This is a genomic window from Streptomyces sp. NPDC046909 (assembly GCF_040644695.1).
Classification (GTDB): domain Bacteria; phylum Actinomycetota; class Actinomycetes; order Streptomycetales; family Streptomycetaceae; genus Streptomyces.
On record NZ_JBEYXC010000003.1, the window covers coordinates 161,979 to 188,413 of the forward strand.

The 26,435-nt window shown below is 68.6% G+C and carries 30 protein-coding genes and 1 tRNA gene; 12 read left to right on the forward strand and 19 right to left on the reverse strand.

What is annotated here, in order from left to right:
• Positions 1 to 18 precede the first annotated feature (18 nt).
• Positions 19 to 945, reverse strand: a complete 927-nt coding sequence (gene nth, locus ABZ928_RS09370) for an endonuclease III (protein ID WP_361516419.1) — start codon at positions 943 to 945, stop codon at positions 19 to 21.
• 336 nt (positions 946 to 1,281) lie between these two features.
• Here nth and ABZ928_RS09375 point away from each other — a divergent pair, with 336 nt between their 5' ends.
• The 3 genes from ABZ928_RS09375 to ABZ928_RS09385 all read left to right on the forward strand — a co-directional run bounded on the left by ABZ928_RS09375 (position 1,282) and on the right by ABZ928_RS09385 (position 4,013).
• Positions 1,282 to 1,956, forward strand: coding sequence for a Crp/Fnr family transcriptional regulator (locus tag ABZ928_RS09375; RefSeq protein WP_266824125.1), 675 nt, complete (start codon positions 1,282 to 1,284; stop codon positions 1,954 to 1,956).
• Positions 1,957 to 2,077: 121 nt separating this feature from the next.
• Complete coding sequence (locus ABZ928_RS09380) at positions 2,078 to 3,124, forward strand: PQQ-binding-like beta-propeller repeat protein (RefSeq protein ID WP_361516421.1); 1,047 nt, start codon at positions 2,078 to 2,080, stop codon at positions 3,122 to 3,124.
• Between the two features lie 61 nt (positions 3,125 to 3,185).
• Positions 3,186 to 4,013, forward strand: a complete 828-nt coding sequence (locus ABZ928_RS09385; RefSeq protein WP_361516423.1) for a nucleotidyltransferase domain-containing protein — start codon at positions 3,186 to 3,188, stop codon at positions 4,011 to 4,013.
• Here ABZ928_RS09385 and ABZ928_RS09390 read toward each other — a convergent pair.
• The 4 genes from ABZ928_RS09390 to ABZ928_RS09405 all read right to left on the reverse strand — a co-directional run bounded on the left by ABZ928_RS09390 (position 4,010) and on the right by ABZ928_RS09405 (position 6,432).
• Positions 4,010 to 4,840 (reverse strand): MBL fold metallo-hydrolase, encoded by an 831-nt coding sequence (locus ABZ928_RS09390; protein WP_361516424.1) that lies wholly within the window; start codon positions 4,838 to 4,840, stop codon positions 4,010 to 4,012. The two genes, ABZ928_RS09385 and ABZ928_RS09390, sit on opposite strands and share 4 nt — an antisense overlap.
• A gap of 34 nt (positions 4,841 to 4,874) precedes the next feature.
• Positions 4,875 to 5,744 carry an NUDIX hydrolase gene (locus ABZ928_RS09395; RefSeq protein WP_361516426.1) on the reverse strand — a complete coding sequence of 290 codons (870 nt, stop codon included), beginning with the start codon at positions 5,742 to 5,744 and terminating at the stop codon, positions 4,875 to 4,877.
• 65 nt (positions 5,745 to 5,809) lie between these two features.
• A complete protein-coding gene (locus ABZ928_RS09400) occupies positions 5,810 to 6,277 on the reverse strand; it encodes a RidA family protein (RefSeq protein WP_361516428.1) in 468 nt (155 codons plus the stop codon).
• Positions 6,274 to 6,432, reverse strand: a complete 159-nt coding sequence (locus ABZ928_RS09405; RefSeq protein WP_003967454.1) for a DUF4177 domain-containing protein — start codon at positions 6,430 to 6,432, stop codon at positions 6,274 to 6,276. The genes ABZ928_RS09400 and ABZ928_RS09405 overlap by 4 nt, the downstream gene beginning before the upstream one ends.
• Before the next feature lie 95 nt (positions 6,433 to 6,527).
• Between ABZ928_RS09405 and ABZ928_RS09410 the strand changes: the two genes are divergently transcribed.
• Positions 6,528 to 7,505 carry an ArsA-related P-loop ATPase gene (locus ABZ928_RS09410; RefSeq protein ID WP_361516430.1) on the forward strand — a complete coding sequence of 326 codons (978 nt, stop codon included), beginning with the start codon at positions 6,528 to 6,530 and terminating at the stop codon, positions 7,503 to 7,505.
• Positions 7,502 to 8,788, forward strand: coding sequence for an ArsA family ATPase (locus ABZ928_RS09415; protein WP_361516432.1), 1,287 nt, complete (start codon positions 7,502 to 7,504; stop codon positions 8,786 to 8,788). The genes ABZ928_RS09410 and ABZ928_RS09415 overlap by 4 nt, the downstream gene beginning before the upstream one ends.
• Before the next feature lie 36 nt (positions 8,789 to 8,824).
• On the opposite strand, the gene wblA is transcribed toward ABZ928_RS09415, so the two are convergent.
• The gene (gene wblA / locus ABZ928_RS09420; RefSeq protein ID WP_361516434.1) at positions 8,825 to 9,163 is read right to left on the reverse strand and encodes a transcriptional regulator WblA; all 339 of its coding nucleotides are present in this window, start codon (positions 9,161 to 9,163) and stop codon (positions 8,825 to 8,827) included.
• A 515-nt stretch (positions 9,164 to 9,678) separates the two neighbouring features.
• Here wblA and ABZ928_RS09425 point away from each other — a divergent pair.
• Entirely contained in the window at positions 9,679 to 11,943 is a 2,265-nt protein-coding gene (locus ABZ928_RS09425; RefSeq protein ID WP_361516436.1) for a transglycosylase domain-containing protein, read from the forward strand.
• 136 nt (positions 11,944 to 12,079) lie between these two features.
• Here ABZ928_RS09425 and ABZ928_RS09430 read toward each other — a convergent pair whose 3' ends face one another.
• Positions 12,080 to 12,547 (reverse strand): GatB/YqeY domain-containing protein, encoded by a 468-nt coding sequence (locus tag ABZ928_RS09430; RefSeq protein WP_361516438.1) that lies wholly within the window; start codon positions 12,545 to 12,547, stop codon positions 12,080 to 12,082.
• Between the two features lie 120 nt (positions 12,548 to 12,667).
• Here ABZ928_RS09430 and ABZ928_RS09435 point away from each other — a divergent pair, with 120 nt between their 5' ends.
• The 3 genes from ABZ928_RS09435 to ABZ928_RS09445 all read left to right on the forward strand — a co-directional run bounded on the left by ABZ928_RS09435 (position 12,668) and on the right by ABZ928_RS09445 (position 14,634).
• Positions 12,668 to 13,594, forward strand: coding sequence for a metallophosphoesterase (locus tag ABZ928_RS09435; RefSeq protein WP_361516440.1), 927 nt, complete (start codon positions 12,668 to 12,670; stop codon positions 13,592 to 13,594).
• Between the two features lie 126 nt (positions 13,595 to 13,720).
• Entirely contained in the window at positions 13,721 to 14,518 is a 798-nt protein-coding gene (locus tag ABZ928_RS09440) for a Pr6Pr family membrane protein (RefSeq protein WP_361516442.1), read from the forward strand.
• Between the two features lie 42 nt (positions 14,519 to 14,560).
• A tRNA-Pro gene (locus tag ABZ928_RS09445) sits at positions 14,561 to 14,634 on the forward strand.
• Between the two features lie 78 nt (positions 14,635 to 14,712).
• Here the strand turns inward: ABZ928_RS09445 and ABZ928_RS09450 are convergent.
• From ABZ928_RS09450 to ABZ928_RS09500, 11 genes are all read right to left on the reverse strand, one after another.
• Complete coding sequence (locus ABZ928_RS09450; RefSeq protein ID WP_361516444.1) at positions 14,713 to 15,879, reverse strand: site-specific integrase; 1,167 nt, start codon at positions 15,877 to 15,879, stop codon at positions 14,713 to 14,715.
• Positions 15,879 to 16,067, reverse strand: coding sequence for a helix-turn-helix domain-containing protein (locus ABZ928_RS09455; protein WP_361516446.1), 189 nt, complete (start codon positions 16,065 to 16,067; stop codon positions 15,879 to 15,881). The genes ABZ928_RS09450 and ABZ928_RS09455 overlap by 1 nt, the downstream gene beginning before the upstream one ends.
• Complete coding sequence (locus ABZ928_RS09460; RefSeq protein WP_361517600.1) at positions 16,064 to 17,386, reverse strand: replication initiator; 1,323 nt, start codon at positions 17,384 to 17,386, stop codon at positions 16,064 to 16,066. Before ABZ928_RS09460 ends, ABZ928_RS09455 begins: the two co-directional genes overlap by 4 nt.
• A gap of 141 nt (positions 17,387 to 17,527) precedes the next feature.
• Positions 17,528 to 17,773: a SpdD protein gene (locus ABZ928_RS09465; protein ID WP_361516447.1), complete on the reverse strand. Its 246-nt coding sequence runs from the start codon at positions 17,771 to 17,773 to the stop codon at positions 17,528 to 17,530.
• A gap of 25 nt (positions 17,774 to 17,798) precedes the next feature.
• On the reverse strand, positions 17,799 to 17,993 hold the full coding sequence (locus ABZ928_RS09470; RefSeq protein ID WP_361516449.1) for a hypothetical protein: 195 nt from the start codon (positions 17,991 to 17,993) through the stop codon (positions 17,799 to 17,801).
• 16 nt (positions 17,994 to 18,009) lie between these two features.
• A complete protein-coding gene (locus ABZ928_RS09475; protein ID WP_079305971.1) occupies positions 18,010 to 18,201 on the reverse strand; it encodes a mobile element transfer protein in 192 nt (63 codons plus the stop codon).
• A gap of 12 nt (positions 18,202 to 18,213) precedes the next feature.
• The gene (locus ABZ928_RS09480; RefSeq protein WP_361516451.1) at positions 18,214 to 18,825 is read right to left on the reverse strand and encodes a DUF2637 domain-containing protein; all 612 of its coding nucleotides are present in this window, start codon (positions 18,823 to 18,825) and stop codon (positions 18,214 to 18,216) included.
• Positions 18,825 to 19,034: a hypothetical protein gene (locus ABZ928_RS09485; RefSeq protein WP_361516453.1), complete on the reverse strand. Its 210-nt coding sequence runs from the start codon at positions 19,032 to 19,034 to the stop codon at positions 18,825 to 18,827. Before ABZ928_RS09485 ends, ABZ928_RS09480 begins: the two co-directional genes overlap by 1 nt.
• Before the next feature lie 78 nt (positions 19,035 to 19,112).
• On the reverse strand, positions 19,113 to 20,489 hold the full coding sequence (locus ABZ928_RS09490) for an FtsK/SpoIIIE domain-containing protein (protein WP_361516455.1): 1,377 nt from the start codon (positions 20,487 to 20,489) through the stop codon (positions 19,113 to 19,115).
• Positions 20,489 to 20,848, reverse strand: a complete 360-nt coding sequence (locus ABZ928_RS09495) for a hypothetical protein (protein ID WP_361516457.1) — start codon at positions 20,846 to 20,848, stop codon at positions 20,489 to 20,491. The genes ABZ928_RS09490 and ABZ928_RS09495 overlap by 1 nt, the downstream gene beginning before the upstream one ends.
• Before the next feature lie 168 nt (positions 20,849 to 21,016).
• Positions 21,017 to 21,805 (reverse strand): GntR family transcriptional regulator, encoded by a 789-nt coding sequence (locus ABZ928_RS09500; protein WP_194078495.1) that lies wholly within the window; start codon positions 21,803 to 21,805, stop codon positions 21,017 to 21,019.
• A gap of 107 nt (positions 21,806 to 21,912) precedes the next feature.
• Between ABZ928_RS09500 and ABZ928_RS09505 the strand changes: the two genes are divergently transcribed.
• Genes ABZ928_RS09505 through ABZ928_RS09515 form a run of 3 tightly spaced genes read left to right on the forward strand, consistent with a single transcriptional unit; the run spans position 21,913 to position 23,184 of the window.
• Positions 21,913 to 22,329 (forward strand): NUDIX hydrolase, encoded by a 417-nt coding sequence (locus tag ABZ928_RS09505; protein WP_361517602.1) that lies wholly within the window; start codon positions 21,913 to 21,915, stop codon positions 22,327 to 22,329.
• 46 nt (positions 22,330 to 22,375) lie between these two features.
• Positions 22,376 to 22,804, forward strand: coding sequence for an ATP-binding protein (locus tag ABZ928_RS09510; protein ID WP_361517604.1), 429 nt, complete (start codon positions 22,376 to 22,378; stop codon positions 22,802 to 22,804).
• The gene (locus ABZ928_RS09515) at positions 22,801 to 23,184 is read left to right on the forward strand and encodes a hypothetical protein (RefSeq protein ID WP_361517606.1); all 384 of its coding nucleotides are present in this window, start codon (positions 22,801 to 22,803) and stop codon (positions 23,182 to 23,184) included. The genes ABZ928_RS09510 and ABZ928_RS09515 overlap by 4 nt, the downstream gene beginning before the upstream one ends.
• A 1,402-nt stretch (positions 23,185 to 24,586) precedes the next feature.
• Here the strand turns inward: ABZ928_RS09515 and ABZ928_RS09520 are convergent.
• The gene (locus ABZ928_RS09520) at positions 24,587 to 25,429 is read right to left on the reverse strand and encodes a DUF4231 domain-containing protein (RefSeq protein WP_361516459.1); all 843 of its coding nucleotides are present in this window, start codon (positions 25,427 to 25,429) and stop codon (positions 24,587 to 24,589) included.
• Positions 25,430 to 26,435 lie beyond the last annotated feature (1,006 nt).

Consider the following 26,435-nt stretch of genomic DNA (forward strand, 5'->3'; position numbering starts at 1 on the left):
CCGTGCCCCTGGCGCCCGTCATCCGGCCCCCAACGGGGGCGCGGGTTTCCCGCCCGCGTCCAGATACGCCTGCGGTGGGTTCAGCCGCTGCCCCGGGAAGCCGCCCTTCTCGTACTTGAGAAGCTTCTTCGCCTTCTCGGGGTCGGTCTCGCCCTCGCCGTACGCCGGGCAGAGCGGGGTGATGGGGCAGGCGCCGCAGGCGGGCTTGCGGGCGTGGCAGATACGGCGGCCGTGCCAGATGACGTGGTGGGAGAGGTCGGTCCAGTCGCTCTTCGGGAAGAGCGCGCCGATGGCGGCCTCGATCTTGTCGGGGTCGGTCTCGGCGGTCCACTGCCAGCGGCGCACGAGGCGCTGGAAGTGGGTGTCCACGGTGATGCCGGGCCGTCCGAAGGCGTTGCCGAGCACGACGAACGCGGTCTTGCGGCCCACGCCGGGCAGCTTGACCAGGTCCTCCAGCCTGCCGGGGACCTCGCCGCCGAACTGCTCCACCAGCGCCTTCGACAGCCCTATGACCGACTTGGTCTTGGCCCGGAAGAAGCCGGTCGGGCGGAGGATCTCCTCGACCTCCTCGGGGTTGGCGGCGGCCAGGTCCTCGGGGGTCGGGTACTTCGCGAAGAGCGCGGGGGTCGTCTGATTGACCCTCAGGTCGGTGGTCTGGGCGGACAGGACCGTGGCGACCACGAGCTGGAAGGGGTTCTCGAAGTCCAGCTCCGGGTGGGCGTACGGATACACCTCCGCGAGCTCGCGGTTGATCCGGCGGGCACGGCGGACCAGGGCGGCGGGGGATTCGGCCTTGACGGGCTTGACGGCTACCTTCTTCGCCGGGGCGGCGGCCTTCTTCACGGCGGTTTTCTTCGCGGGAGCGGCCGTCTTCTTCGCGGCGGCCTTCTTCACCGCGTCCTTCTTGGCCGCAGCCGTCTTCACGACCTCCGGGGTCTTCTTCACCGGCGCCTTCTTTGTCGCTTTTGCCGTTTTCTTTCCGCCACTGGGGGCCTGTTCGCCCACAGCGGAATCACGACGTACAACCACCCGCCCAGCCCCCTTGGCCTGTGCTCTCACCGGCGATTTGGACACCCGGCCAGCCTAAAGCCCGACACTGACAATCGCCCCGGACCCGGGAGATCGGCCCCCGATTGGACCCCTGCCGCTTACCTGGGGACACCTGTGCGGCATCCTTGTGACAGATCACACTGTTTGGACCGTCCGGCAAAATGGGGAGCACGGTCCCCTGGTACCAAGGGGGAGAAAGATCCCCTGAGCAGGTCGACAAGGAGAGAACTCGTGGACGACGTTCTGCGGCGCAACCCGCTCTTCGCGGCACTCGACGACGAGCAGTCCGCGGAACTGCGCGCCTCCATGAGTGAGGTGACCCTCGCCCGCGGCGACTCCCTCTTCCACGAGGGCGACCCCGGCGACCGGCTCTACGTCGTCACCGAGGGCAAGGTCAAGCTCCACCGCACCTCCCCCGACGGCCGCGAGAACATGCTCGCCGTCGTCGGCCCCGGCGAGCTGATCGGCGAGCTGTCCCTCTTCGACCCGGGCCCGCGCACGGCGACCGCCACCGCGCTGACCGAGGTCAAGCTGCTCGGCCTCGGCCACGGCGACCTCCAGCCCTGGCTGAACGTCCGCCCCGAGGTCGCCACCGCGCTGCTGCGCGCCGTCGCCCGGCGCCTGCGCAAGACCAACGACCAGATGTCCGACCTCGTCTTCTCGGACGTCCCCGGCCGTGTCGCCCGCGCGCTCCTCGACCTCTCCCGCCGCTTCGGTGTGCAGTCCGAGGAGGGCATCCACGTCGTCCACGACCTCACGCAGGAAGAGCTGGCCCAGCTGGTCGGCGCGTCCCGCGAGACGGTCAACAAGGCCCTCGCCGACTTCGCCCAGCGCGGCTGGCTCCGCCTTGAGGCGCGCGCGGTGATCCTGCTGGACGTGGAGCGCCTCGCGAAGCGCTCCCGCTAGCCACACACGCGTACGTCGGACACGTACACCCGTACGTCACGTCGTACGAAGGGCCCTGCCGCGCGGCGGGGCTCTTCGCGTATCACCGGCAAGGCCGCTCATTTCGTGTCCAGGGGTGGGGATGTACGAGGACAAGGCGCCGGAGTCGTACTGGCGGCGCTCGTGGTGGCGGCTGCGCTCGCCGCGACGGCTGTGGAGATCGCAGCCGGTGAAGGGCGACCGGACCGACCGGCCGCTGGGGCTGTGGGTGACGGACGACGCCGTCGTGGTCGTCCGCCTCGACCGGGTGCAGGCGTTCCGGGTCACCACGGGCGTACCGCTGTGGACCTGGCGGCCGCCCGGCGAGGAGGTGGTCGTGCTGGTGTCGGCCGACGCGCGGGACGGCGTGGGCGTGGTGCTCCACTACGACGACGGCGAACGCAGCCCCGCGCGGGTCCGTCTCACCGCGCTGGACCTCGGTTCCGGCAAGGTCACCTGGAGCCGGAAACAGGACAGGGAACGGCTCGGGCCGATCGGCGCGCGCTCGGGCGGCAGCGCGCTCGGCGGCGGCCGTGTCGCCACCGCGGACCACCACTGGGAGCACGGCACGACCCTGCGCGCCCTCGATCCCCGCACCGGCGCGACCGAGTGGGAGCACCCCCTCGCGGACCCGCGGGTCGGGAGGGTGGCCGTCCTGCTGGCGGAGCCCTTCGTCGCGCTGCTGGAGGGACGCGGTGCGCGCGGCAGGCCCCGGCTGCTCGTGGTGGGCGAGGACGGGGCCGAGGCCGCGACCATCACGCTGCCCCAGGGGTACGAGCGGTTCGGGGAGCGGCTCGCGGTGGCCGGGGGCGTCCTCGCGGTGGGGCTGGTGCCCGCCGACACGGACGAGCGGGACAAGGGCACCACAATCGGAGCGTTCGACCTGTCCTCCGGCCGGCCGCTGTGGGAGTGGCGGGGCAAGGGATCCTCGTACGCCACCGTCCTGGCCCTGCGCGGCTGGCTGCTGGTCGTGCACCGCTACGGCGACCGGCTCAGCGTGCTCGACCCCGCCGACGGCCGGGTCGTGGCCCGGCGGCGGCTGCGCGGCTACGGATTCCACTCACGGGGTTCCGCCTACGGCGACGTGATCGCGCTGAGCTGCGAGACCGTCGAGGACGGCGGCCGGACACGGGTGTTCCGCTGGAGTTGACCCCGTTCGGCGGTGCCGTAAATCCGCTGCCGCGGCAGTCCCCTCGGGGCACAGTGAACCCATGGCCGAAACCGTTCCGCGCAAAGGGCTCGACCCCCAGGGCTACATCGCGCGCGAAGGCTCCCTCGCGCGCGTGCCGCACGCCTTCCGTCCCGTCGTCGCCGTGGCGCGGGACCGGCTCCTCGACGTGTTCGGGGCGCGGCTGCACAGCGCGTACCTCTACGGGTCGATCCCGCGCGGCACCGCGCGCGTGGGGCGCAGCGACCTCGATCTGCTGGTCGCCCTGCGCGAGGAGCCCACGGAGGCGGACCGGGAGGCGGCCCGGGCGCTCGGGGACGCGCTGGACAAGGAGTTCGCGGAGATCGACGGCGTCGGAACGCTGCTGTACGGCCGGGCACGGCTGCTGAGCGAGCCGGAGACGTACGACCTCGGGTGGTTCGTGGCCTGTCTGTGCACCCCGCTGCTGGGCGACGACCTCGCCGAGTACCTGCCGCGCTACCGCCCCGACTCCCTGCTGGCCCGCGAGACCAACGGCGACCTCGCCCTCCTGCTCCCGCGCTGGCGTGAGCGGATCGCCTCCGCGGACGGCTCCGAGGAGTCCCTGCGGCCCCTCGTGCGCTTCATGTCCCGCCACCTCGTCCGCACCGGCTTCACCCTCGTCATGCCCCGCTGGAACGGCTGGACGAGCGATCTGACGGAGATGGCGGAGGCGTTCGGCGCGTACTACCCCGAACGGGCCGGGCAGATGCGGACGGCGGCGGTACGGGGACACGAGCCGCGCGGGGACCGGGAGGTGCTCGTGTCGTACGTCGACGATCTCGGGCCGTGGCTGGCCGAGGAGTACGCACGCGTGCACGGCATCAAGGCACCGCGCCCGGACGGTCCCTAGATCAGCCCGTGCTCCTCCAGGTAGTCCAGCTGCGCCCGTACCGACAGCTCCGCCGCCGGCCACAGCGACCGGTCCACGTCGGCGTACACATGGGCGACGACGTCGGCCGGCGACCGGTAGCCGTCCTCGACCGCCGTCTCCACCTGGGCGAGCCGATGGGCGCGGTGGGCGAGATAGAACTCCACCGCCCCCTGGGCGTCCTCCAGGACGGGTCCGTGGCCCGGCAGGACCGTGTGGACGCCGTCGTCGACCGTGAGGGACCTCAGGCGGCGCAGGGAGTCCAGATAGTCGCCCAGGCGGCCGTCGGGGTGCGCCACGACCGTCGTACCGCGGCCGAGGATCGTGTCACCCGTCAGGACCGCCCGGTCGGCCGGGAGATGGAAGCACAGGGAGTCCGAGGTGTGCCCGGGCGTCGGTACGACGATCAGCTCCAGGCCGCCGACCCTGACCACGTCCCCGGCGCCCAGACCCTCGTCGCCCAGCCGCAGCGCCGGGTCGAGGGCACGCACGCGCGTGCCGGTCAGCTCGGCGAAGCGCACCGCGCCCTCGGCGTGGTCCGGGTGACCGTGCGTCAGCAGGGTGAGGGCGACGCGCTTGCCGGCCTTCTCGGCGGTGTCGACGACGTTGCGGAGGTGACCGTCGTCCAGGGGGCCGGGGTCGACCACGACGGCCAGTTCGGAGTCGGGCTCGGCGAGGATCCAGGTGTTCGTGCCGTCCAGGGTCATCGCGGACGCGTTGGGGGCGAGCACGTTGACCGCGCGCGGGGTGGCGGGGCCGGAGAGCACCCCGCCCCGTGGCTGGCCGGGAAGGGCTGCGGCGTCGGTCATGCGAGGGCTCCTTCTGGCGGCGTCGACCGTGCCGTCACGCCGTGGCTCCACCGGTCGGGATGTGCTTGGTGAACTCGTCGTGCCCCGGCCAGGACAGCACGATCTCGTCGGCGTCCAGGCGGGCGCGGGCCAGGACCGGGGTCAGATCGCGGGCGGGGGCCGCGGTGAGGGCGGCGGCGGCCGAGTCGTGCTCCGTCAGCTGGCGCAGGGTCGCGATCGTGGGCGGCATCATCAGCAGCTCGCCCTTGTCGTACGACAACGCCGCGTCCGCCGGCCGGATCCACACCGTGCGGTCGGCCTCCGTGGAGGCGTTGCGGGTGCGCTGTCCGGCCGGGAGGGCGGCGACGAAGAACCAGGTGTCGTAGCGGCGGGACTCGAACTCGGGGGTGATCCAGCGGGTCCAGGCGCCCAGCAGGTCCGAGCGCAGCACCAGGCCGCGGCGCTCCAGGAACTCGGCGAAGGACAGGTCCCGGGCGACCAGGGCCTCGCGGTCCGCCTCCCAGTCCGCGCCCGTGGTGTCGCCGACCACCGTCTCCGGGGTCGGCCCCGCGAGCAGGACGCCCGCCTCCTCGTACGTCTCGCGGACCGCCGCGCAGACGATCGCCTGCGCCTCCGCCTCGTCGACGCCCAGCCGCTTCGCCCACCACGCGCGCGGGGGGCCCGCCCAGCGGATCTGATGGTCGTCGTCGCGGGGGTCGACACCGCCGCCCGGATACGCGTACGCGCCTCCGGCGAAGGCCATGGAGGCGCGTCTGCGCAGCATGTGCACCACGGGACCGGCGGCGGTGTCCTTGAGAAGCATGACGGTGGCCGCGCGCTTGGGGACGACCGGCGTGAGCGTGCCGTCGGCGAGCGCACGGATGCGTTCCGGCCAGTCCTGCGGAAACCACTGCCCATTCGCCATGGGCGGAGGCTATCCCGTGGTGCGCGAATGTTCGAGAGGTGACCGGTGGTGCCACCACCCATCGGCTACTCGCCGGTCAGCTCCACCTGGACCTCGACCTCCACCGGCGCGTCCAGCGGCAGCACCGCCACGCCGACCGCGCTCCGCGCGTGCACGCCCTTGTCGCCGAGAACCGCGCCGAGCAGCTCGCTGGCGCCGTTGATGACACCCGGCTGGCCGGTGAAGTCCGAGGCCGACGCCACGAAGCCGACGACCTTCACGACACGCTTGACGCGGTCCAGGTCACCGGCGACGGACTTGACGGCCGCCAGCGCGTTCAGCGCGCAGGTGCGGGCCAGGTCCTTGGCCTCCTCCGCGGTGACCTCCGCGCCCACCTTGCCGGTGACCGGGAGCTTGCCCTCGACCATCGGCAGCTGGCCCGAGGTGTACACATACACGCCCGACTGCACGGCCGGCTGGTACGCGGCCAGCGGCGGGACGACCTCCGGCAGCGTCAGACCGAGTTCGGCGAGCTTCGCCTCGACCGCGCTCATGCCTTCTCCCGCTTCAGGTAGGCCACCAGCTGCTCGGGGTTGTTCGGCCCGGGCACGACCTGGACGAGCTCCCAGCCGTCCTCGCCCCAGGTGTCCAGAATCTGCTTCGTGGCATGGACGAGCAGCGGCACGGTTGCGTATTCCCACTTGGTCATGTGGCCGACTTTAGCCGCTGGCCGCACACAGGCTCCGCCCGCCTTATCCACAGCCTGCCGGTTCATGGGCGGACCGAATGGTTACGCTCGAAGACGTGAGCAGGCTCCAGGTCGTCAGTGGCAAGGGCGGCACCGGTAAGACGACGGTCGCCGCGGCCCTCGCGCTGGCCCTGGCCACGGAGGGGAAGCGCACGCTCCTCGTCGAGGTCGAGGGCCGCCAGGGCATCGCACAGCTCTTCGAGACGGAGGCATTGCCCTATGAGGAACGGAAGATCGCGGTAGCTCCCGGCGGCGGGGAGGTGTACGCCCTCGCCATCGATCCCGAACTGGCCCTTCTGGACTACCTCCAGATGTTCTACAAGCTCGGTGGAGCCGGCCGCGCCCTGAAGAAGCTCGGCGCGATCGACTTCGCGACCACCATCGCGCCAGGCCTCAGGGACGTGCTCCTGACCGGCAAGGCGTGCGAGGCGGTGCGGCGCAAGGAGAAGAGCGGCCGGTTCGCCTACGACTACGTCGTCATGGACGCGCCGCCGACCGGGCGCATCACCCGCTTCCTGAACGTCAACGACGAGGTGGCCGGGCTCGCGAAGATAGGGCCGATACACAATCAGGCGCAGGCCGTGATGCGGGTGCTGAAGTCGCCGGAGACGGCCGTGCACCTGGTGACGCTCCTTGAGGAGATGCCGGTCCAGGAGACCGCGGACGGCATCGCCGAGCTGCGGGCGGCAAAGCTGCCGGTGGGCCGGATCATCGTGAACATGGTCCGCCCGGAGGTGTTGGACGCCGGCGAGCTGGAACTCGTACGGGAGACCGCTCGTTCCTCCTTCGCGCAGTCGCTGTCGGCCGCCGGGCTCGGCGGGGCGCGGCGCGGTGGGCATGCCGAGCGGCTGGTGGACCCGCTCCTCGCCCAGGCCGAGGAGTACGCCGAGCGGTACGCGCTGGAGCACGAACAGCGCGCGGTGCTGGGCGAACTGGGCCTGCCGCTGCATGAACTGCCGCTGCTCGCCGAGGGCATGGACCTGGCGGGTCTGTACGAACTGGCCACGGAACTGCGGAAGCAGGGGATGTCATGAGCCGCCCGGAGCAGGACCGGCACCACCGCCTCTCCCCCGCGCGCGTGCTCGACCTCGATCCGCTGCTCGACGACCCGGCCACCCGGATCGTGGTGTGCTGCGGCTCGGGCGGCGTCGGCAAGACCACCACGGCGGCGGCGCTGGGCCTGAGGGCCGCCGAGCGGGGCCGGAAGGTGGTCGTGCTGACCATCGACCCGGCCCGCCGGCTCGCCCAGTCCATGGGCATCGACTCGCTCGACAACACCCCACGCCGCGTGAAGGGCGTCGAGGGCGAGGGCGAGCTGCACGCGATGATGCTCGACATGAAGCGCACCTTCGACGAGATCGTCGAGGCGCACGCGGACCCCGGCCGGGCCTCCGCGATCCTGGGCAACCCCTTCTACCAGTCGCTTTCGGCGGGCTTCGCGGGCACGCAGGAGTACATGGCGATGGAGAAGCTGGGGCAGCTGCGGGCCCGTGACGAGTGGGACCTCATCGTCGTCGACACCCCGCCGTCCCGGTCCGCGCTGGACTTCCTGGACGCGCCCAAGCGGCTCGGGTCCTTCCTCGACGGCAAGCTGATCCGCGTCCTGCTGGCGCCCGCGAAGGTCGGCGGCCGGGCGGGGATGAAGTTCCTGAACGTCGGGATGTCGATGATGACCGGCGCGCTGGGCAAGCTGCTCGGCGGCCAGCTCCTCAAGGACGTCCAGACGTTCGTGGCCGCCATGGACTCGATGTTCGGCGGGTTCCGCACGCGCGCGGACGCGACGTACAAGCTGCTTCAGGCGCCGGGGACGGCGTTCCTGGTGGTGGCGGCGCCGGAGCGGGACGCGCTGCGGGAGGCCGCGTACTTCGTGGAGCGGCTCGCCGCGGAGCGGATGCCGCTCGCGGGGCTGGTCCTCAACCGGGTCCACGGCAGCGGCGCCGCCCGGCTGTCGGCCGAGCGGGCACTCGCCGCCGCGGAAAATCTTGAGGAAGCCCGCATTGTCGATCAGGAGGGCGGGAAAGCTGGAGTTCGTAACTCTCCCGACACAGACGGCAGTTCAGGTTCCCCCACCTCGGACCAGGCCGTCGGACAACTCACCGCAGGCCTGTTGAGGCTGCATGCCGAGCGTATGCAGCTGCTCTCCCGCGAGCAGCGCACGCGTGACCGCTTCACCGCGCTCCACCCCGAGGTGGCGGTGGCAGAGGTGGCCGCGCTGCCCGGCGACGTCCATGACCTCGCGGGGCTGCGTGACATCGGCACCCGGCTCGCGGCCGGCAGGCCGGAGTTGCCCGAGACGCCCGAGACGGCGGAGGAATGACCCCGAGGGGCCCCGAAGGGCCATGACCCCAGGGGTTCAGCTCACCGCCGCGTAGTTCTCGTACACCTCGTCGTCGTCGAGGGGCAGGATGCCGACCCCTCGCTCGTACTCGATACGCGCCGTCTCCAGGAGCCGGCGCCAAGAAGTCACGGTGGGCCGCCTGCGCAGCAGTGCGCGGCGCTCCCGCTCCGTCATGCCTCCCCACACGCCGAACTCGACGCGGTTGTCCAGCGCGTCGGCCAGGCACTCGGTCCGCACCGGGCATCCGGTGCACACCGCCTTGGCCCTGTTCTGCGCTGCTCCTTGAACGAACAGTTCATCCGGATCGGTAGTGCGGCAGGCCGCCTGCGCACTCCAGTCGGTTACCCAGCCCATACCGGCGCCGTCCTCTCCCGAATCGAGGCTCCCCCACGGCGGCAGCGGCATATTCACCGCCGCCAGTTGAGGACGTTACGGAAGGTGGGCACAGCGCAACACCCCCTTCGGGCCCAATCTTGAATGGCCCGAACGGACTATGCGTAAGCGGCAGATCACCCGGGGGAGTGAGGCTGCGACATGCGTGATCATCCCGGCAAAGCGGGACAGTTCAGTTGAGTCACAACGGGCACCAGGTGACACACAAGGCGGATTCGGACACGCTCCCACCAGAAAGTCGGGAACCTCCGGAACGATTCGGGGTCGCCGGACGTATTGATACGTGACCGCACTGCTGTGACAGTTGAGAGCAGCTTAGGCCAAGGCCTGCGCGCGTGTCCGGCGAACGAGAAGGTAGGCGCTCTCTTTGCCGTGCGCTCGAAACGGCTTGCTGTGCGCTCGAAACGGCCACGGGCCGTCCGAAACGGCCCTTGGACTTCGTCGAACGCTCATGAGTACGGATTAGGCTGCCCCCTATGTCGAAGAAGCGCTCCGGTGGTGGTCTGTCCCCCGCCCAGCAGGCCGCGAAGTTCCTCGGTGTCAGCGTGCTCGCGGGTGCGGTGCTGGCAGGCATCGCGCTGCCCGCCTTCGGCGCGCTCGGACTCGCGGCCAAGGGATCGGTGGAGAGCTTCGACGAGCTCCCGGCCAATCTGAAGACCCCGCCGCTGAGCCAGCGCACCACCATCCTGGACGCCAAGGGCGGCACGATCGCCACCGTGTACTCGCGCGACCGCACGGTCGTCGAGCTCAAGGACGTCTCGCCCTACATGCAGAAGGCGATCGTCGCGATCGAGGACTCGCGCTTCTACCAGCACGGCGCGGTGGACCTGAAGGGCGTGCTGCGCGCCCTCAACAAGAACGTGCAGAGCAGCGGGGTCGCCGAGGGCGCCTCCACGCTCACCCAGCAGTACGTGAAGAACGTCTTCGTGGAGGAGGCCGGCGACGACCCGACGAAGGTCGCCCAGGCCACCCAGCAGACCCTCGGCCGCAAGATCCGCGAACTGAAGTACGCGATCCAGGTCGAGGAGGAGCTCGGCAAGAAGAAGATCCTCGAGAACTACCTGAACATCACGTTCTTCGGCCAGCAGGCCTACGGCGTCGAGGCCGCCGCCGAGCGCTACTTCTCCAAGTCCGCCAAGGACCTCACGCTCCCCCAGGCCGCGCTGCTCGCCGGCATCGTCCAGTCGCCGAGCCGCTACGACCCGGTCAACGACGAGGCCGAGGCCACCAAGCGGCGCAACACCGTGCTCCAGCGCATGGCCGAGGTCGGTGACATCTCCCGCGCGGAGGCCGCCAAGGCACAGGAGGCACCGCTCGGCCTGAAGGTCAGCCAGCCCAAGAACGGCTGCATCACGGCCGTGAAGGGCGCCAGCTTCTTCTGCAAGTACGTCGAGTACGTCTTCAAGAGCGACCCGGTCTTCGGCAAGACCAAGGAGGACCGCGCCAAGCTCTGGAACCAGGGCGGTCTGACCATCAAGACCACCCTCGACCCGCAGGCGCAGGAGTCGGTCCAGGCCTCGCTCAAGGAACACGTCAACAAGTCGGACAAGGTCGCCGCCGCGGCCACCCTCGTCGAGCCCGGCACCGGCAAGATCGTCGGCATGGGCCAGTCGAAGCCGTACGGCTACGGCAAGAACGAGACCGAGATCAACTACTCGGTCGGCTACAGCATGGGCGGCTCCAACTTCGGCTTCCCGACCGGTTCGACGTTCAAGCCGTTCGTCGCGGCGGCCGCGCTGGAGGAGGGCCGGCCGGCGAACCAGGAGTACTCGTCGCCGTACCAGATGGACTACCCGAGCCCGGTGCAGACCTGCGACAGCAAGCCGTGGGTCAACCTCAACGGCGAGTCGCTGGAGAACGAGTCGGAGTCGGAGAAGGGCCCCTACCGCCTGCGCAAGGCGATGGAGCTGTCGGTCAACACCTACTTCGTGCAGATGATCTCCGACATCGGCCTGTGCCCGGTGGTCAGCATGACCAACAAGCTCCAGGTCGTGCAGGGCAACGGCGACAAGCTCCCCGAGGTCCCCGCCATCGCGCTGGGCTCCAAGGGCATCTCCCCGCTGACGATGGCGACCGCGTACGCCGCCTTCGCCGCCCGCGGCATGTACTGCACGCCGATCGCCATCGAGTCGATCTCCCAGAAGGTCGGCCAGCAGCAGAAGTCCCTCGAAGTCCCCAAGTCGACCTGCTCGCGCGCCATGTCCGAGACCACCGCGGACACCATCAACCAGCTCCTCAAGGGCGTGGTCGACTCCGGCACCGGCCAGACCGCGGGCCTCACCGACCGCGAGAACGCCGGTAAGACGGGTACGACCGACTCCCGCAAGAACGCCTGGTTCGTCGGCTACACCCCGAACCTCTCCGGCGCGGTCTGGGTCGGCAGCGCCAAGCAGAACGTCGAGATGAAGCGGATCTACATCGGCGGCGAGTACTACGACCTCGTCTACGGCGGCAAGGTCCCGGGCCCGATCTGGAAGGACGCCATGACCGGCGCTCTGGAGGGCAAGGACTCCCCGAACTTCAACTACATCGCCCTCCCGGAGGACAACCCGAGCCGCGGCGACGGCAACGGGAACGGGAACGGCAATGGGAACGGCAACGGCAACGGCAACGGAGACGGGGACAACGGCGACGACAACGGGGGCACGGGCGACGGGGACACCACGTTCCCGGATCCGACGATCTCGATCCCGGAGAACCTGTTCCAGGGGAACAACGGGAATGGTGGGCGGAACGGCTGAGCGGTCGGGCCGGCCAGCTGAGTGGTCGGCGGTCGGCTGAGGCACCTGTCCTTCGACAGCAACGGCCCCTTCACCGTCGTACAGATCTCTCTGTACGACGGTGAAGGGGCCGAACGCTTTGCGAGGTGGCCGTCGGTCAGCCGGCGAGCAGCTTCTTCACGGTCGCGGCGACGCGGCCGCCCTCGGCGAGGCCCGCGACCTTCGGGTTCACGATCTTCATGACGGCGCCCATGGCCCGCGGCCCCTCGGCGCCCGCCGCCTTCGCCTCGGCGACGGCCTGGGCGACGATGTCGTTCAGCTCGTCGTCGGACAGCTGCTTGGGCAGGTACGTGGCGAGGAGCTCGCCCTCCGCCTTCTCCCGCTCAGCGCTCTCGGCGCGACCACCCTGCGCGAAGGCGTCCGCGGCCTCGCGGCGCTTCTTCGCCTCCTTGGCGATCACCTTGAGGACGTCGTCGTCGGAGAGCTCGCGCTTCTCCGTACCCGCGACCTCTTCCTTGGTGATCGCGGTGAGCGTCAGCCGGAGCGTCGAGGAGCGGAGCTCGTCGCGCTCCTTGATCGCGGCGTTGAGGTCTTCCTGCAGCTTCGACTTGAGCGTGGTGGTCATGGGTTTGATTCTCGCAGGTGTACGGCGGGAGGCGCCCGCGCATTTAGCCGCTCAGCCGCGGCTGTACGCGACGGCGGGCGTCTGGTCAAGCACGCGCCCGCGATCTGACACGATGGAGGCATGCGCGCGCGATACGGAGTTCCCTTGGGAATGGCGGCGGTTGGCGCCGCCGGAGTGCTGTACTCGGCGGGATTCGAGGCCCGTTCCTTCCGTCTGCGACGGGTCACGGTCCCCGTCCTGCCCGCCGGGATGCGCCCACTGCGCGTCCTCCAGGTCTCCGACATCCACATGGTCGGCGGCCAGCGCAAGAAGCAGCGCTGGCTGCGCTCGCTGGCGGGACTGCGCCCCGACTTCGTGATCAACACCGGTGACAACCTGTCGGACCCGGAGGGCGTACCGGAGGTCCTGGACGCGCTGGGTCCGCTGATGGAGTTCCCGGGGGCGTACGTCTTCGGCTCCAACGACTACTACGGTCCCCGCTTCCGCAACCCCGCCCGCTATCTCCTGGAGAAGGCGAGCGGCCGTCACGGCCTGAACGGCAACCCCGCCGCCGTGGGCGTCCTCCACAACCCGTGGGAGGACCTGCGGGACGGTTTCGACGCGGCGGGCTGGCAGAACCTGACCAACACGCGCGGTGTCCTGAAGGTCGAGGGCGTCTCGGTCGAGCTGACCGGCCTGGACGACCCGCACATCAAGCGGGACCGGTACGCGGAGGTGGCGGGCGGTCCGTCCTCGTCCGTGGACTTCTCGATGGGGGTCGTGCACGCGCCGTACCTGCGGGTGCTGGACGCGTACGCGGCCGACGCCTACCCCTTGATCCTCGCCGGGCACACGCATGGCGGGCAGCTCTGCATCCCCTTCTACGGGGCGCTGGTGACCAACTGCGACCTCGACACGGAGCGGGTGAAGGGGCTGTCGACGCATACGGCGGAGGGACGGACGTCGTATCTGCATGTGTCGGCGGGGTGCGGGACGAACCGGTTCACGCCGGTGCGGTTCGCTTGTCCGCCGGAGGTTACGTTGTTGACGTTGGTGGGGCGGGAGTAGGGGCGTAGGTAGGTGATGGGGTCGGCGGAGGTGGTCGGGCCGACTGAGCCAGCCGATCCGCTGACCCGTTAACCCGAACGAACCGCCCGTATCGCCCCTTTTGTCGGGCCTGCTTAGCGTGAGGGCATGACCGCCCCGATACCCAGGGACATCCCGGACCTTCCCGCGGTCCCGGGCGTACCCGCGCTGCTGCCCTCCCCCGTCCCCGCCACGGCGGTGGTGGCCCCCGTACGCCGCCCGCTGACCGCCACGTACCGCCTGCTGGTGGCCCTCGCGGCCGCCGCGGCCGTGACGATCGAGCTGATCCTGGGCAGCCCGGCCCGCGTACTGAGCTACTTCTCCATCCAGAGCGCGATCCTGCTGGCGCTGGTGTTCACGGCGTCGGCGAAGCGCGCGTGGAGCGCCCGCCGCCCCCTCCCGGCCGCCCTGACGGGCGCGACACTGCTGTACGCCCTGATCGCGGGCTCGGTGTACCACCTGCTCCTGGCCGACGGGACGACCCCGTTCTCGATGACGGGCGGGACGACGCCCCCGACCGGCTGGCAGTCCCTGGCGAACCACGCCCTGCACACGGCTCTCCCGATCGCGGCGGCGCTGGACTGGCTGTTCCTGACCGCACCCGGCCGCTTCCACCTCCGCCGGGTGGCGACCTGGCTCCTCTACCCCCTGGCCTATCTCGCCTTCTCCTTCACCCGAGGCGAACTCCTCCTCCCCGGCACGCCGGCCCGCTACCTCTACCCCTTCCTCGACGTCGACCTCCACGGCTACAAGAGCGTCCTCGGCAACGCCCTCCTCCTCGGCCTCTCCTTCTACGCCCTCGCCGTCCTCCTCGTCGCCCTCGACCACGCCCGCCCCAACCCGATCCGCCATCGCGCCCACCACCGCGCCAAAACCGGATTTCGTCTCCAGCCACCAGTGGGCTAAAGTAAACGTCGTCGCCGCGACAAGCAGGACAAGCAGCGACATCGGGGTGTAGCGCAGCTTGGCAGCGCGCTTCGTTCGGGACGAAGAGGTCGTGGGTTCAAATCCCGCCACCCCGACAGCCAAAACAGCAGGTGAGGCCCTTACCGAGTCGGTAAGGGCCTCACCTGTTTTTGCGTGCGTGTCTATCTGCGTGACTACGGCTTTGGGTCGCGCTCGAAGATGCTGTCCATGACCACGGCGCCGGTTTGGATCACGGGTCGGATCTGCTTCCGGTAGACCTCCTCCGTGACTGCTGTACCGGAGTGCCCGACAAGCCGGGAGATCTCCTCCAGCGGGACGCCGCGGTCGGAGAGCAGCGACACGAAGCTGTGGCGGAGCTCCCGGGGCGTCCACTCCGCAGCGTCGACCCCGTCGACATCCTTGAGCGCCTGGCGGAAGGCGCGGCGGACGTTGGCGGCGTCGAGCGGCTTGCCGACGGCCGAGGAGAAGACGAGGCCGTGTTCCTCCCAGTCGTCACCGGCGGCGAGCCGACCCCAGCCCTGGTCTTCGAACTGCTGCCAGAGAGCTTCGACGCAGCGCGCCGGCAGGGCGAGGGTGCGCCGGGACTTGCGCGTCTTGGTATCTCCGGTGCGCCGGACCGAGCGCCAGACGGCGATGTGCGGAGGCTGCGGCGGATCGAACTCGGGGCGCCCCTTCAGGAAGACGTGATCCCAAGTGAGGGCGCGCAGTTCCTCGGTACGGGCCCCGGTCAGCAGCGCGACGACGATGTACGCGTACATCGAGGTTCCTGCGGCCCCTTTGAGTACCGCCTCCGCTTGGGCGAAGGTGAGCGCCTTGGACGGGCGACCGGCCTGCCCTTGGGGCACCGAACAGAGCTCGACGACGTTGCGCTTCACCTTGTCCCGCGCCATGGCCCGCTTGACCGAGCGGTTGAGGCAGGAGTGCAGCGACTGGAGGGTGCGCGTGCTCAGCGTCTTGGACTTGGTGGCGAGCCAGCGGTCTACGTCCTCCGCGCTGAGGTCACGGAGCTTGCGAGCGCCCAGCGACGGGATGACATGCTTCTGGCTCAGGAGGGTCGTGGTCTCGACTGTGGTGGGGTCCAGGCCGGCCAGGCCATAGGTGAGCCAGTCCGTCACCGCGTCCTTGACGGTGTAGTTGGTGGGTGCGATGGCGAGGCCGTCTTCGTGGTCCCGCAGCACCTCCTTGAGCTTGTTCTTCGCCTCCGTCTTGGTCTTGCCACTCCCCCGCTTCACGATTCGCTTGCCGCTCGGGTCGAAGCCGAGGTTCGCCGTGGCGATCCAACGCTGTCTCTTCTCGTCCCAGTGCAGGCCGCCGTCACCGCGGCTACGGCGCTTCGTCATCAGGCCGCTTCTCCCATCTGGCCCCGGATGAAGGCGCGTACGGCGGTGTCCGGGATGCGGCGGCAGCCGTCGACCTTGATGGAGGCGAGGCGCCGGGTTCGGATCAGGTCGTAGACCTTGGTGCGGCCGAGCTTGAGCCGCCTCATGACCTCAGGAACGGTGAGCAGTTCGGGCGCGGCTGTGGTCATGCAACGGTTCCTTCCTGGTCGGGGCGGTTGGAGTGGGGTGCTGGGGCAGCCGCTTCGGCGTGGAGACTCGCGGCAAGCCAGGCTTCGGTAGCGGAGAGGCCGGTGCCGGCGAAGACCCAGTGGGCGAGGACGTATGTCGTCTCGGTGCCGGGGTTGTTGACTGCGGCTTGTGCGCGGCGCCATTCGGCGCGGGCGTCTCGGAGGGCGCCGAGGGTGGTGGAGTAGCGGCGGGACTTGGTGGAGAAGTGGCCGCGGAAGCCGAGCATGTGGGCCCAGGCGCGGAGGCGTAGGTGTTCGAGGCTCTTTCGGGCGCCGAGAGTCCAGGCGGTTCGGATGAGGCGGCGGGCGTGGTCGCTGATGTCGAGCTGGGCCAGTTCGGCGGCGAACTTCAGCGGGCGGTCGAGAGCGCCTGTTGCTGTCTCGGCTCCCTTGGTCGCGTACTTGGCGATGTACGCGGCTACGGCTCGTTCGGTCAGTTCCTGGCCGTCGTTGAAGTCGGCGGATCGGATGGTGCGGACGTCGAGTTGGCGGCCGAAGGTGAAGGTGTGGGGGCGGCCGTCGATGGTCGGGCCGTCGACGCGGACCTTGGTTGCGGCGGCCTCTATGGCGTCGGTGAGCAGTTCGGCGGTGGCCCAGGGCGGGGGTGGGGTGTCTCCGCCGCCGGGGCCGTCGAGGCGGATGACTGCGTGGAAGTGGACGGCGCCGCGTTTCTGGTACTCGGCGACCTTGGCGAAGGAGACGCGGGCGTGGTCGCGGAGCCTGCGCTGTGAGAGGCCCGCGCGCTTGGCGACTTCCCGGCGCAGGTAGGTCGAGAAGCGGCGCCAGAGCTGTCCGGCGTGTGCGTTCCAGAGGACGGCTGCTTCGTAGTCGTAGGTGTCGGGGTTGAGGGGGGTGCCGAGTGCTTCGTCGTCCTGGTCGTGGTGGGTGCCGCAGCGGCAGGGGCGGCCGTCGGTGCGGCGGTTGTGGACCGGGCCGAAGCCGGGGGCGGTGAAGGTGGCGAACACGCGCGGATGGACGGCGACTTGTTCGGGGGTGCCCTTGCCGCCGCGTAGTCCGGCGGTGATCAGGTGGAAGGTGTCGCGGCGGTAGACCTCGGCGCAGGCTGGGCAGCGGGTGGTGCGGCGGTTGTTGCAGCGGACGAGGAGTTGGCCGGCGGGGAGGCTGGTGGAGTCGAGGTGGTGGAGGACGGCGCCGATTTCGCCGGTGGTGGTGTCGACGTCGTATTCGGTGCGGTGGCCGTCGAGGCGGATGGGGTGGGTGCAGCCGCCGAGGGTGGAGAGTTGGCGGAGGGTACCGGGGAGGGTGCCCTGTGCGGCCAGGTTCGCGAGTTCCGGGAGTGGGGCCGGAGTGGTGCGGGTGAAGATGGCGATTCTCCTTCTGGCTGACTCGGTCGGGAGGAACAGGCCCCGGGGCGGCGTGATGCTTAGTCGAGCGACGCCGCCCCGGAGGTCAGGCGGGGTTCAGCGCCGGTGCTGGTCGCGGAGCATCGAGCGCAGGACGACGGCGGCCACGGCTACGGAGATGGCCGTGACGGCGACGGCGGCCAGGAGCGCGGTGAGGACGACACCGCCGACGAGGACGGCCGCGACCGTTCCGCTGTTGATGGAGAGCGGCGGGAGCGAGCGGCGTACGGGCGCCGGGTCGGCCGGGGCGTGGGTGTGTGCGGGCGGCGGGGTCGGGTTGTCGGGGTACTTGGGCAGCAGCACGGACGATCTCTCCTCATCTACTCGTCTAGGTATGTGACCCGTTTATGACGTCCACGCCGGTGCGCGTCCCGGACTCGATGGCGGGGGCGAAGAAGGTCTGCGAGAGCCAGAAGCCGAAGAGGGCGATCAGTACGACGACCCAGGTGCGGACGCCGAGGAACTTGACCGCTCCCCAGGCGAAGAGGCCGAGGACGACGACGAGCGGCAGGCTGACGGTCACGGGGTTTCGGGTCCTTTCAGCGGACGGGGCAGCGGTGGGTGCGGGCGGCCAGTTCGGCGGCGGCGCGGCTGTCGTAGTCGGTGGAGAAGCCGCAGCGCGGGGCGGTGCAGGCGGCGGTGTGTTTCTCGCGGCCCCGGCCGTCGTACGAGGTGGCGACCTGGACCGGGCCGATGCGGACGACGTTGCGGAAGCGGCGTTTGGCAGTCATGGGCCTCTCCTTTCAGAGCTGGGCGGCGATGGCTTCGGCCATGGGCGCGGGCACGCCGAGGCGGGCGCGGAGGGTGGGGGTGTCGATCGGTGTGCCGGTGCGGGTGTGGTGGTCGGTGGCGACCTTGCGGGCGTGGTCGACCAGTGCCGCCGGGACCGTGACGGCGGGGCGTTCGGGTGTTGTCTCGATGGCGGGTTGGGTGAGGGGTTCGGGGCCAGGTTCGGGCGCGTCCTCCGGGTCCTCGGTGGCCGTGTCCGGCTGCGGCCGGGTGTGGGCGAGGAGCGTTCCCCCGAGGAAGGCGACCGCGGGCCAGCCCGCGACGAGGATGCGGAGCCAGGCCGGCACCTGGTTGAGGTCAAGGAGTCCGGCGGTGGCGATGTTCGCGCCGAGGGATGCGGCGAGTGCGATGACGAACCAGCACCACGCGGCAGCTTTCGCCGTACCGGTCCGCAGTCGGCGCCAGGCCGCTACCAGCAGCAGGTCGACGCTGATCGGATAGGCCCACGCCTTCCATCCGTCCTGTCCGGCCGCCGCAGCGATGTCGTGGAGGTGGGCGAAGGAAAGAGCTCCAGCGATAACGGCCTGGACCAGGACCGCGTCGACGCGGAGGGGCGGGCGAGCCATCAGGAGTCCGTGCCCGGGTAGCGGGGGCCGGAGTTGGGGTCGTAGCCGGGCGGGAAGAAGCCGGGCGGCGGCTCCGGCAGCGAGGCCGCCAGGGACGGTCCGGCGACGTCGATGAAGTCGTTGTCGGCGTCGAGGGTGGCGGCGTACAGGGCGAGTTGGCCGAGCATCACGACGGTGCGCACGAAGTCATCGCGGGCGGTGCTGCTCATCGGGACCTTCCTGTTTCGGGCATGGGCGGGGTAGGGACGTGGCGCGAGACGGTCACGCCGACCGGGGCGGGGTGGAGGTCAGTCAGTCATCGGGTACGGCCGGAGGGCGGGAGTCGGCGCCTCAACCGGTCGTACGGGCGCGTCGGGCCGGAAGGGCTTGAGCGCCGCCAGGTCAGGCACCAGGTGCGCGGTGTCCTGGCAGATCTCGGCGGCGTCGCCGAGGGAGAGGTACGGCGTGCGGATGCGGGACCAGCCGCCGGAGGTGTCACCGGCGACGGCCAGGCCGGGGCGTTCGGGGGCGATGGCGCAGGCGGCCATGACCGCTTCCGGGGCGATGTCGCCGAGGGCCATCTTGGCGGAGGCTTCGTCGTTGACGCGGTGGCAGACGCGGCCGGTCAGCTGGGCGCGCAGCATGGTGGCGCCCTTGCCGAGTTCGGCGCCGAAGCGCTGCCCGCAGACTTCGAGGTAGATGCCGGCGGCGCGGCCCAGCTGGGCGAGGCGGATGAGTTGGGTGACCATCTCGTCCCGCCGTTCCTCGTCCTTCCTGGTGGCGACGAGGAAGAGTTCGGCGACCTCGTCGACGAACAGCACGATCGGGGTGGGGCGTTGCTGCTCGGGCAGGCCCCAGATGTCGGAGGTGATCTCCTCGTCGGGGATGTCCGGGGCGATGCCCTGCCGGGCCTTGATCAGGTCGTAGCGGTCCTCCATTTCCTGGACAAGCACGGGAAGCAGCTCGGCAGCCTGATCCGGATCGGTGGCGAGGGCCGAGAGCCGGGACGCGAAGGGCGCCAGCTCCACGCCGCGCTTGCAGTCGATGCCGACCAGGGCGACCGGTTGTGGGGCGAGTCCGGTGATCAGGTGGCGTAGGTACATGGACTTGCCGGACAGGGTTGCGCCGAGGGTGAGTTGGTGGGGGATGGTGCGGTAGTCGCGTACGAAGGGGGTGGCGTCCTCGCGGAGGGCGACCGGGATGCGCAGGTGGCCGCTGTCGACCTTGCGGGGCATTCGTACGCGGCGCAGGACGTCGTAGCCGACGAGCCGGAGTTCGACGACACCGGGCTTGACGGTGGTGACATACACGGCGTGAACGCCCCAGGCGTGCCGCAGCCGTTCGGCGGAGGCGGCGACGTCGGCGGGTTCCTGGCCAGGGGCGAGCCGGAGCCGTATGCGCAGGCCGGTCGTGGTGGGCCGGATGACGCCCCGGCGGGGCGGGACGGGCCGTATCTCTCGGTTCGTGGTGGCCCTGACCGCGAGGACCCGCAGACGGGACGGCGCGACAGTCAGGCCGCATGCCTCCATGACGGAGGCGTACGAGCCGAGCAGCCGGGCGGTCGAGACCGGTAGGCCGACGGTGGACCAGTAGACGGCCGGGTGCTTGGCCCGGGCGTAGGCGGCCCCGCCGCCGAGTGCGGCGACAGGACCACCCACCTCCAGGAGCGTTGCTATGTCGGTCATCAGGCAGCGGCCCCGGTCGCGGCAGCCGGGAAGGCGGCCGGGGTGATGGCGGCGGCGCGGTAGGCGATGCCGTGGCGCTGCTGGCCGTTGAAGACGCTTTCCCACGGCCGGGCGATGAGGCCCGGCAGGGAGACGGGCGAGCCGAGGGCCAGCCCGTCCGAGATGCCGCCCTCGGGGATGGTGACCCTAATGAGCGAGGATTCGCCGTCCTCGATGTAGACGACGCCGACGGTCATCAGCGGCTCACCGCTGACGGCGTCGGTGGCCCGCTCGCCGGTCTGACGGTCGCGGACCTTCGGCTCGGGAGCCTCGGTCAGCAGGATCGTCGCGGCGGCGGTCTCAACGCGGATGGTACGCAAGGCAGTTGTCCTATCTACTCGTCTATACATGATGCGTCCTGCGAACCCGATTTCCGGGTTCGCGTGGATCACTCTGCCACTCAACTTGCCCACTCGTCTATACGAGTATGCCTGTTGAGGTGTACGAGTCCGAGAACCGACCCCGCGCACCACCGCAAACCATGACGATCAGGTCGCGGGAAGCTGGTACGACAGCACGTATGCGTCAGCGGCCATCACGGTGTCGCAGACCTCCACGGCGCGCCCCTCGGTGTCGAAGGCGGTCCGGATGAGGTGGATGACGGGTACACCGGAGGCCAGTCGGAGGGTCTTCACTTCGGCCGGCGAGGGCATCCGGGCGCGGATCTCCTCTTCGAAGTGGTCGAGGCGGTGGCCGAGTTCTTCGAGGCGGGCGTAGATGCCGCCGGGGCCGGGGTTGGGTTCGGCGATCTGGGTCCCGCGGGCGATGTCGAGGGGCAGGTAGGAGGTGGCGAACTCGACCGGGCGTCCGTCGAGGAGGTAGCGGCGGCGCCGGGCGAGCACGCGCCGTACGGAGCCGAGCCGGGTGGAGATGTCCTGGCTGGCCTTCTCTTCCTTGACCTCAAGGCTGTCGACCTGGGGGTGACTGCCGACCGTGTCGGCTTCGACGATGAAGGCCGACTTGCCCTGCTCGCGGTGGCGCCGGGCGAACCGGTCGGAGGCGAGGCGTCGCACGGGCGGGCGGGGCCGCACGAAGACGCCCTTGCCGTGCTCGGCGTGCACGAGTCCTTCCCCCTGGAGGATGGAGAAGGAGTTTCGGACCGTCATACGGGATACCCCGTAATGCTCGACAAGGTCTGCTTCCGAGGGCAGCTTCTCGCCTTCCCGGAATCGCCCACGGTCGATGGCCTCACGCAGTTGGTCGGCGATCTGGCGGAAGACCGCACGATCACTCGTGGGGTCGAGATCACCGAGAAGGCCCGAAGAAAGAGGGCTCACGTGTACTCCTTTAGGTATCTAGACGTGTGGGCGAGTCTTGTTGCTACGGTGGAGAGCCTAGCCAGCCGGGAGGGCCGAGGAACGTGAGCATGGACCGTCCGCACTCCGTGAGCGTCGCTGGAGTGATCGTCGACGCCCAGAACCGCGCCCTCCTGATCCAGCGCCGCGACAACGGCAAGTGGGAACCGCCGGGCGGTGTCCTCGAACGCGAGGAGACCATCCCCGAGGCTCTCCAGCGCGAAGTCCTCGAAGAGACCGGCATCAAGATCGCGCTTCCGGCGACCCTGACTGGCGTCTACAAGAACATGACGGGCCTGATCGTCTCCCTGGTCTTCCGCTGCCAGGCCGCCGACGGCACACCCACCACCGGTTCCGAGACCCGCGCGCTGCGCTGGGTCACCCGCGAAGAAGTCTCCGAACTCGCCGACGAGGCGTACGCGATCCGCGTCCTGGACGCACTCGACTCCACCGACGGGACATCCCCGCCGGCCATCCGCGCCCACGACGGCGTGAGACTCGTCTAGCCCGAACCCGCTGCACATGGCGGCCTACCAGCACGAAGGAACTTGTATGCACGAGTATACGAGTAGCGCCCGGGTCTGGGGGCTCACTTGCCCAGGATTTCCGGAAGAGGTGAGCCGGGCTCGCCGCTGGACCCGCGACATCCTGCGAGGGTCGCCGCTCGCGGAGGACGCCGAACTGATCGTGAGCGAGCTGAGCGCGAACGCGATCCTGCACACCGCCAGCGGCCATGAGTCGGGCAGCTTTCACCTGGCCGTGGCGGTATCGGCGCAGGTGGTCGCGGTGTCGGTGACGGATGACGGCTGCACCGGGACGGCCCCGAAGGTCGAGCACCAGGACCAGGAGGCAGAGCATGGCCGGGGCCTGGGCATGGTCAGCGTCATCGCTCACCGGGTGGTGGTCCACGACAGCGACGGTGGCCACACGGTCACCGCGGAACTGTTCACCGACGCACGTATGGGAGGGCACCCGTGCTGACGACGCCCGGACCCCGACGCGGCTTTTGGTGCGAGTGCTGGACACAGGACCTCGCCGAGGAGGAGCGGCCGGCGCTGCTGGCATCCTTCGACGCCTACTCGGCTCCCGAGGCGGACAGATGGGTGGCGGTCACGCTCCGCACGATCTCCCCTGCACTGGATTCTGACGCCTCGGACGTGGCGTGGGCCTGGCTCTCCCAGGGCCGCATCGCAACCCGGCAAGCTCTCTTACGCTGCGAGCCCTGCGCGGTCACGATCACCCAGGACCAGACCCGCATCACATGGACGATTCGACCAGCGATCTTCCTGCCGCTCACGCATCGCCAGGGCGCCGAACTCCCTGCATGCGCCTACAACTTCACGCCCCATGCGACCGAGTGATTTACAGCCCTCTCGATCCACCACCCAAACAGCCCGCCACTGAATCCGCCCTGCCCCAACTCAACCAGCTCAAGGCAGAGACTCAACGGCGCTAGTTCAGGTGCAGTTGTGTCGCATCCAGTCTGCGCAACCCGACCAGGAGCCTTCTAGCATGATTTAGTGTGTATTGAGTCCCTACGGACTGACACTGAATCGACTGGTCTCACACCATCTGCCCACGTACCGCTTGCAAGGTCATAGGTGGATACGTCCGTGGCTCCACGCAGCCAATCGGCCTGCTTCTTGCTCACGATGACAACCACGAGCTGTCGACTCTGGTTCACATCTGTATCTCGACCAACATTCACCGGCGTTGCGTAAACGCCAGGTGAGCTCACCTGCTCTTCTAAAGCGACCACAACCGCCTTGCGTTTGCCAAGGATGCTGCCTACCCACAGCTCCGCGCCCTCGGGAAGATCGCCAGAGACCTTCACTTCAACCCGTGTGCAACGTGGGATCACCGCTGGTCGGCCGTCGCTTCTCGGTATAGGCGAGGTGATCTTGTATGTCGTGGGTCCTGAGGCGTTAGGCATGTGCCGACCCGCCCACGGGACAATGTCGTCCTTGATCGTGTAACCCGTGGCAGACGATGCCAATCCAAAAGCGGCCAAAACAGCGATGATCGGTGTGGATGTCTTACGAACCCGTGCCCACCGGGTCCGCCCGGCAGCATCTGTGCCGCCATCCGGCTCATCGGGCACAGGTCGTGCCTCTGGCTCCTCAGTCGTTGTCACGCTGAACTCCCCCGATACGTGTGGCGAGTTGCAGCGTACGTACCCTGTTCACTCAAGTGACGGAGTGCTCTCCGGATCTAAGACTCGTCTACGCAGATTGCCGGTGCTCCCACTAGATCGGCGTCTTAGACGCTGCCCGACCCTCCCATGACACGCCAAGCGATGCCCATGACTAGGCCGACAAGCAGTGTTAAGCACCAAGCGAGACAAGACACAGCCCCAGCGACCGACTGAGTTACAACTTTCTCTACTAGTTCAAGGCGGCTCGCTCCGCTCCCCGCGCGCGGCCCGGCCCCCGGCCGGGCCTGCGCTCCTGTCTCCGCCCCGCTCCAGCCCGGCCGGCGCCCGTGCCGCGCTCAAAGCCTGCAGCCGCCTGGTGTCAGAGAAGGGGGTACATCGTGGCTGGGGCGGTCGGCTCCACGGCTTTACGGAGCCACTTTGGCGCGAGCCTCGAAGATCACGGCCCCAACGTCGTGCTTCACCGGGCAGGTCCACAGACTGCCCGACGCGCCGGAAGCTTACGGGGCCATGATCACTCGCGCCAAAGCAGCGCCACCCCAAAGCCGCTACGCCGACCTCTGGAGTGCCAGCGTCGCCAGCCATGATGCGAAATCATCGAATCGAGGCAGCTAGATAACTGCTTGCTGGCCCTGTTGAGGCTGGTCCAGCTGTTGCTCTCGCATGCGCTGTTCCGCTCGAAGTCCTTCAACAGCGGTGGCAAACGACTCCATATTCACTTCATCATCGACATTGTTATACGGAGCGATACCCAATTCAAGGGCTGTAATATGCTGCTCCATGCTATCTGCCGTCTGCTGCAGATTGAAAGCCCTCTCGCGAGGCTTAAAGTAACCAGAAGCGGCTGTTACCACAGTGACAATAGCCCCCAGAGCAATCAGAATACCTTTTGCAGGCTGGGGCGGATCATACCATGCCGTGACACCAGAAACGGCCGCCGATCCCATAAAAAGCAACCACTGCATGAAGAGATGCAAACGGCGATAGTGGGCAGACTCAACCCGCAGCCGGGCAATCTCTCCAGGCAAGCGCTCCCTGTATGAGGACTGCCTCTCGATGGCAGCAGGAGTCAATCTCCGAGCTTCGAGAATGCGGCGCTCTTCGGCCAATTCAAGATCGAGCTTGAGACTCCTCAGTGACCTTTTGGCATCCTTCCATGGTGTCTCTAAGCTGAACTCGGCATAGAACTGCACTGCGGTAGCAATCGCAAAGAACATCAGCACGCCACCGAAGATGTTAACGATTGCAGAAGGCACTTCACTGTGCAGCCAGAAGTAGACCTTCCCGATACCCCCCACAGTGACCCAAGAGACTAAGAGAATCGGAGTCCCATAAAGGCCAAATACCTGCAATCTACGGTTCTTTATTCGCTGGGTAAGATCGGCAACATCTCGGCGATGCTGAATTAGCGCGTCGGTGACGCTCACTTCATTAGAGGGAACCTCGATAGCCATATAGAGAACCCTTCCTATGCGTACCGCGAAGACCGAGTGAAGATGATATGCAGTCATCGGTCTCGCCGTGGCAGTTGGCTGAAGGTTGGCTATCCGCGGACAGTGAGGGGCCGCGCGAGGCCCCGCGTTTCGCTGCAAGGCCTCGCCATGAGGTGAACTGACGCGAGGCCTATGACCCCTCGTTGTTCCCACAGCGCGTGAGTACTAGGCACGAGCCGGTGCGTGCCTGCGTCTGAGGCCTGCGAGTCACAACCTAAGTGAGGTGCAAAGGAGCAACCGCGGACAGCGGCAGCTCGTTGGGGACCTTGGCCGCACGAGGCCACCGAGGTCGTCCAATGTCTCGACCCAAGCGCCCCCACACCTCCACCATCCCGCTGCACTCCGGATCGTGGATCTAGAGCTAGGTGCCGACCGTAACTACTCTGCACCCGGCTGACGCCTAGGCGAAGGTGCAATCCTTTGCCGGTTCCGAAGCTTCGGAGTCGAAGAAGCTTTTGACTCTTGCCCTCGCTCAAGGTGGCGTAGCTCATCATCTGGAGCCCAACTTGCAGGTTCGCGCACCTGAAAGAGAACTCTAGAAGCGAGTTTAGAAATCTTACTCAGCCCGGATGAGTCACGAAGGTAGAAGCTTCTTGGCTTGGAATCCAACTCCACGGCCAACCACTCCCGTGCACCCCGATCGCCGAGCGCATCAACCAATGCACTCACGAAAGCATGCGCCTCGAAGAGATTGAGTGTTGTAGCGTCATACGGCTGGACCCCCTTAATCCAGTTATAGTAAGAACGCCTATAACCTCCAGCCATCTCGGCGGCCTTTGAGTCTGTAACTCCAAGCCAACTGGCCAAATCAGAGACAGCCTGAAGCGCCCTCTCAGCCCGACTTTCCTCCCTTTGCCGAGAATTATCGATGTCTAGAGTTCGAATGGAGCGTGCGAGCTCACGATAGATTCTCTCGGAGGATTCGAGTGCAGCCCGGGTCCACCGCTCAGCATCCGGGTGTGGATCT

Coding starts and splice junctions, on each gene's coding strand:
- ABZ928_RS09430 (WP_361516438.1), bottom strand. CDS start 12,547: ATGACCACCACGCTCAAGTCGAAGCTGCAGGAAGACCTCAACGCCGCG.
- ABZ928_RS09390 (WP_361516424.1), bottom strand. CDS start 4,840: ATGACCGACGCCGCAGCCCTTCCCGGCCAGCCACGGGGCGGGGTGCTC.
- ABZ928_RS09435 (WP_361516440.1), top strand. CDS start 12,668: ATGCGCGCGCGATACGGAGTTCCCTTGGGAATGGCGGCGGTTGGCGCC.
- ABZ928_RS09490 (WP_361516455.1), bottom strand. CDS start 20,489: ATGACCGACATAGCAACGCTCCTGGAGGTGGGTGGTCCTGTCGCCGCA.
- ABZ928_RS09395 (WP_361516426.1), bottom strand. CDS start 5,744: ATGGCGAATGGGCAGTGGTTTCCGCAGGACTGGCCGGAACGCATCCGT.
- wblA (WP_361516434.1), bottom strand. CDS start 9,163: ATGGGCTGGGTAACCGACTGGAGTGCGCAGGCGGCCTGCCGCACTACC.
- ABZ928_RS09450 (WP_361516444.1), bottom strand. CDS start 15,879: ATGACGAAGCGCCGTAGCCGCGGTGACGGCGGCCTGCACTGGGACGAG.
- ABZ928_RS09480 (WP_361516451.1), bottom strand. CDS start 18,825: ATGGCTCGCCCGCCCCTCCGCGTCGACGCGGTCCTGGTCCAGGCCGTT.
- ABZ928_RS09520 (WP_361516459.1), bottom strand. CDS start 25,429: ATGGCTATCGAGGTTCCCTCTAATGAAGTGAGCGTCACCGACGCGCTA.
- ABZ928_RS09440 (WP_361516442.1), top strand. CDS start 13,721: ATGACCGCCCCGATACCCAGGGACATCCCGGACCTTCCCGCGGTCCCG.
- ABZ928_RS09510 (WP_361517604.1), top strand. CDS start 22,376: ATGCACGAGTATACGAGTAGCGCCCGGGTCTGGGGGCTCACTTGCCCA.
- ABZ928_RS09455 (WP_361516446.1), bottom strand. CDS start 16,067: ATGACCACAGCCGCGCCCGAACTGCTCACCGTTCCTGAGGTCATGAGG.
- ABZ928_RS09405 (WP_003967454.1), bottom strand. CDS start 6,432: ATGACCAAGTGGGAATACGCAACCGTGCCGCTGCTCGTCCATGCCACG.
- ABZ928_RS09475 (WP_079305971.1), bottom strand. CDS start 18,201: ATGACTGCCAAACGCCGCTTCCGCAACGTCGTCCGCATCGGCCCGGTC.
- ABZ928_RS09380 (WP_361516421.1), top strand. CDS start 2,078: ATGTACGAGGACAAGGCGCCGGAGTCGTACTGGCGGCGCTCGTGGTGG.
- ABZ928_RS09385 (WP_361516423.1), top strand. CDS start 3,186: ATGGCCGAAACCGTTCCGCGCAAAGGGCTCGACCCCCAGGGCTACATC.
- ABZ928_RS09415 (WP_361516432.1), top strand. CDS start 7,502: ATGAGCCGCCCGGAGCAGGACCGGCACCACCGCCTCTCCCCCGCGCGC.
- ABZ928_RS09485 (WP_361516453.1), bottom strand. CDS start 19,034: ATGAGCAGCACCGCCCGCGATGACTTCGTGCGCACCGTCGTGATGCTC.
- ABZ928_RS09400 (WP_361516428.1), bottom strand. CDS start 6,277: ATGAGCGCGGTCGAGGCGAAGCTCGCCGAACTCGGTCTGACGCTGCCG.
- ABZ928_RS09425 (WP_361516436.1), top strand. CDS start 9,679: ATGTCGAAGAAGCGCTCCGGTGGTGGTCTGTCCCCCGCCCAGCAGGCC.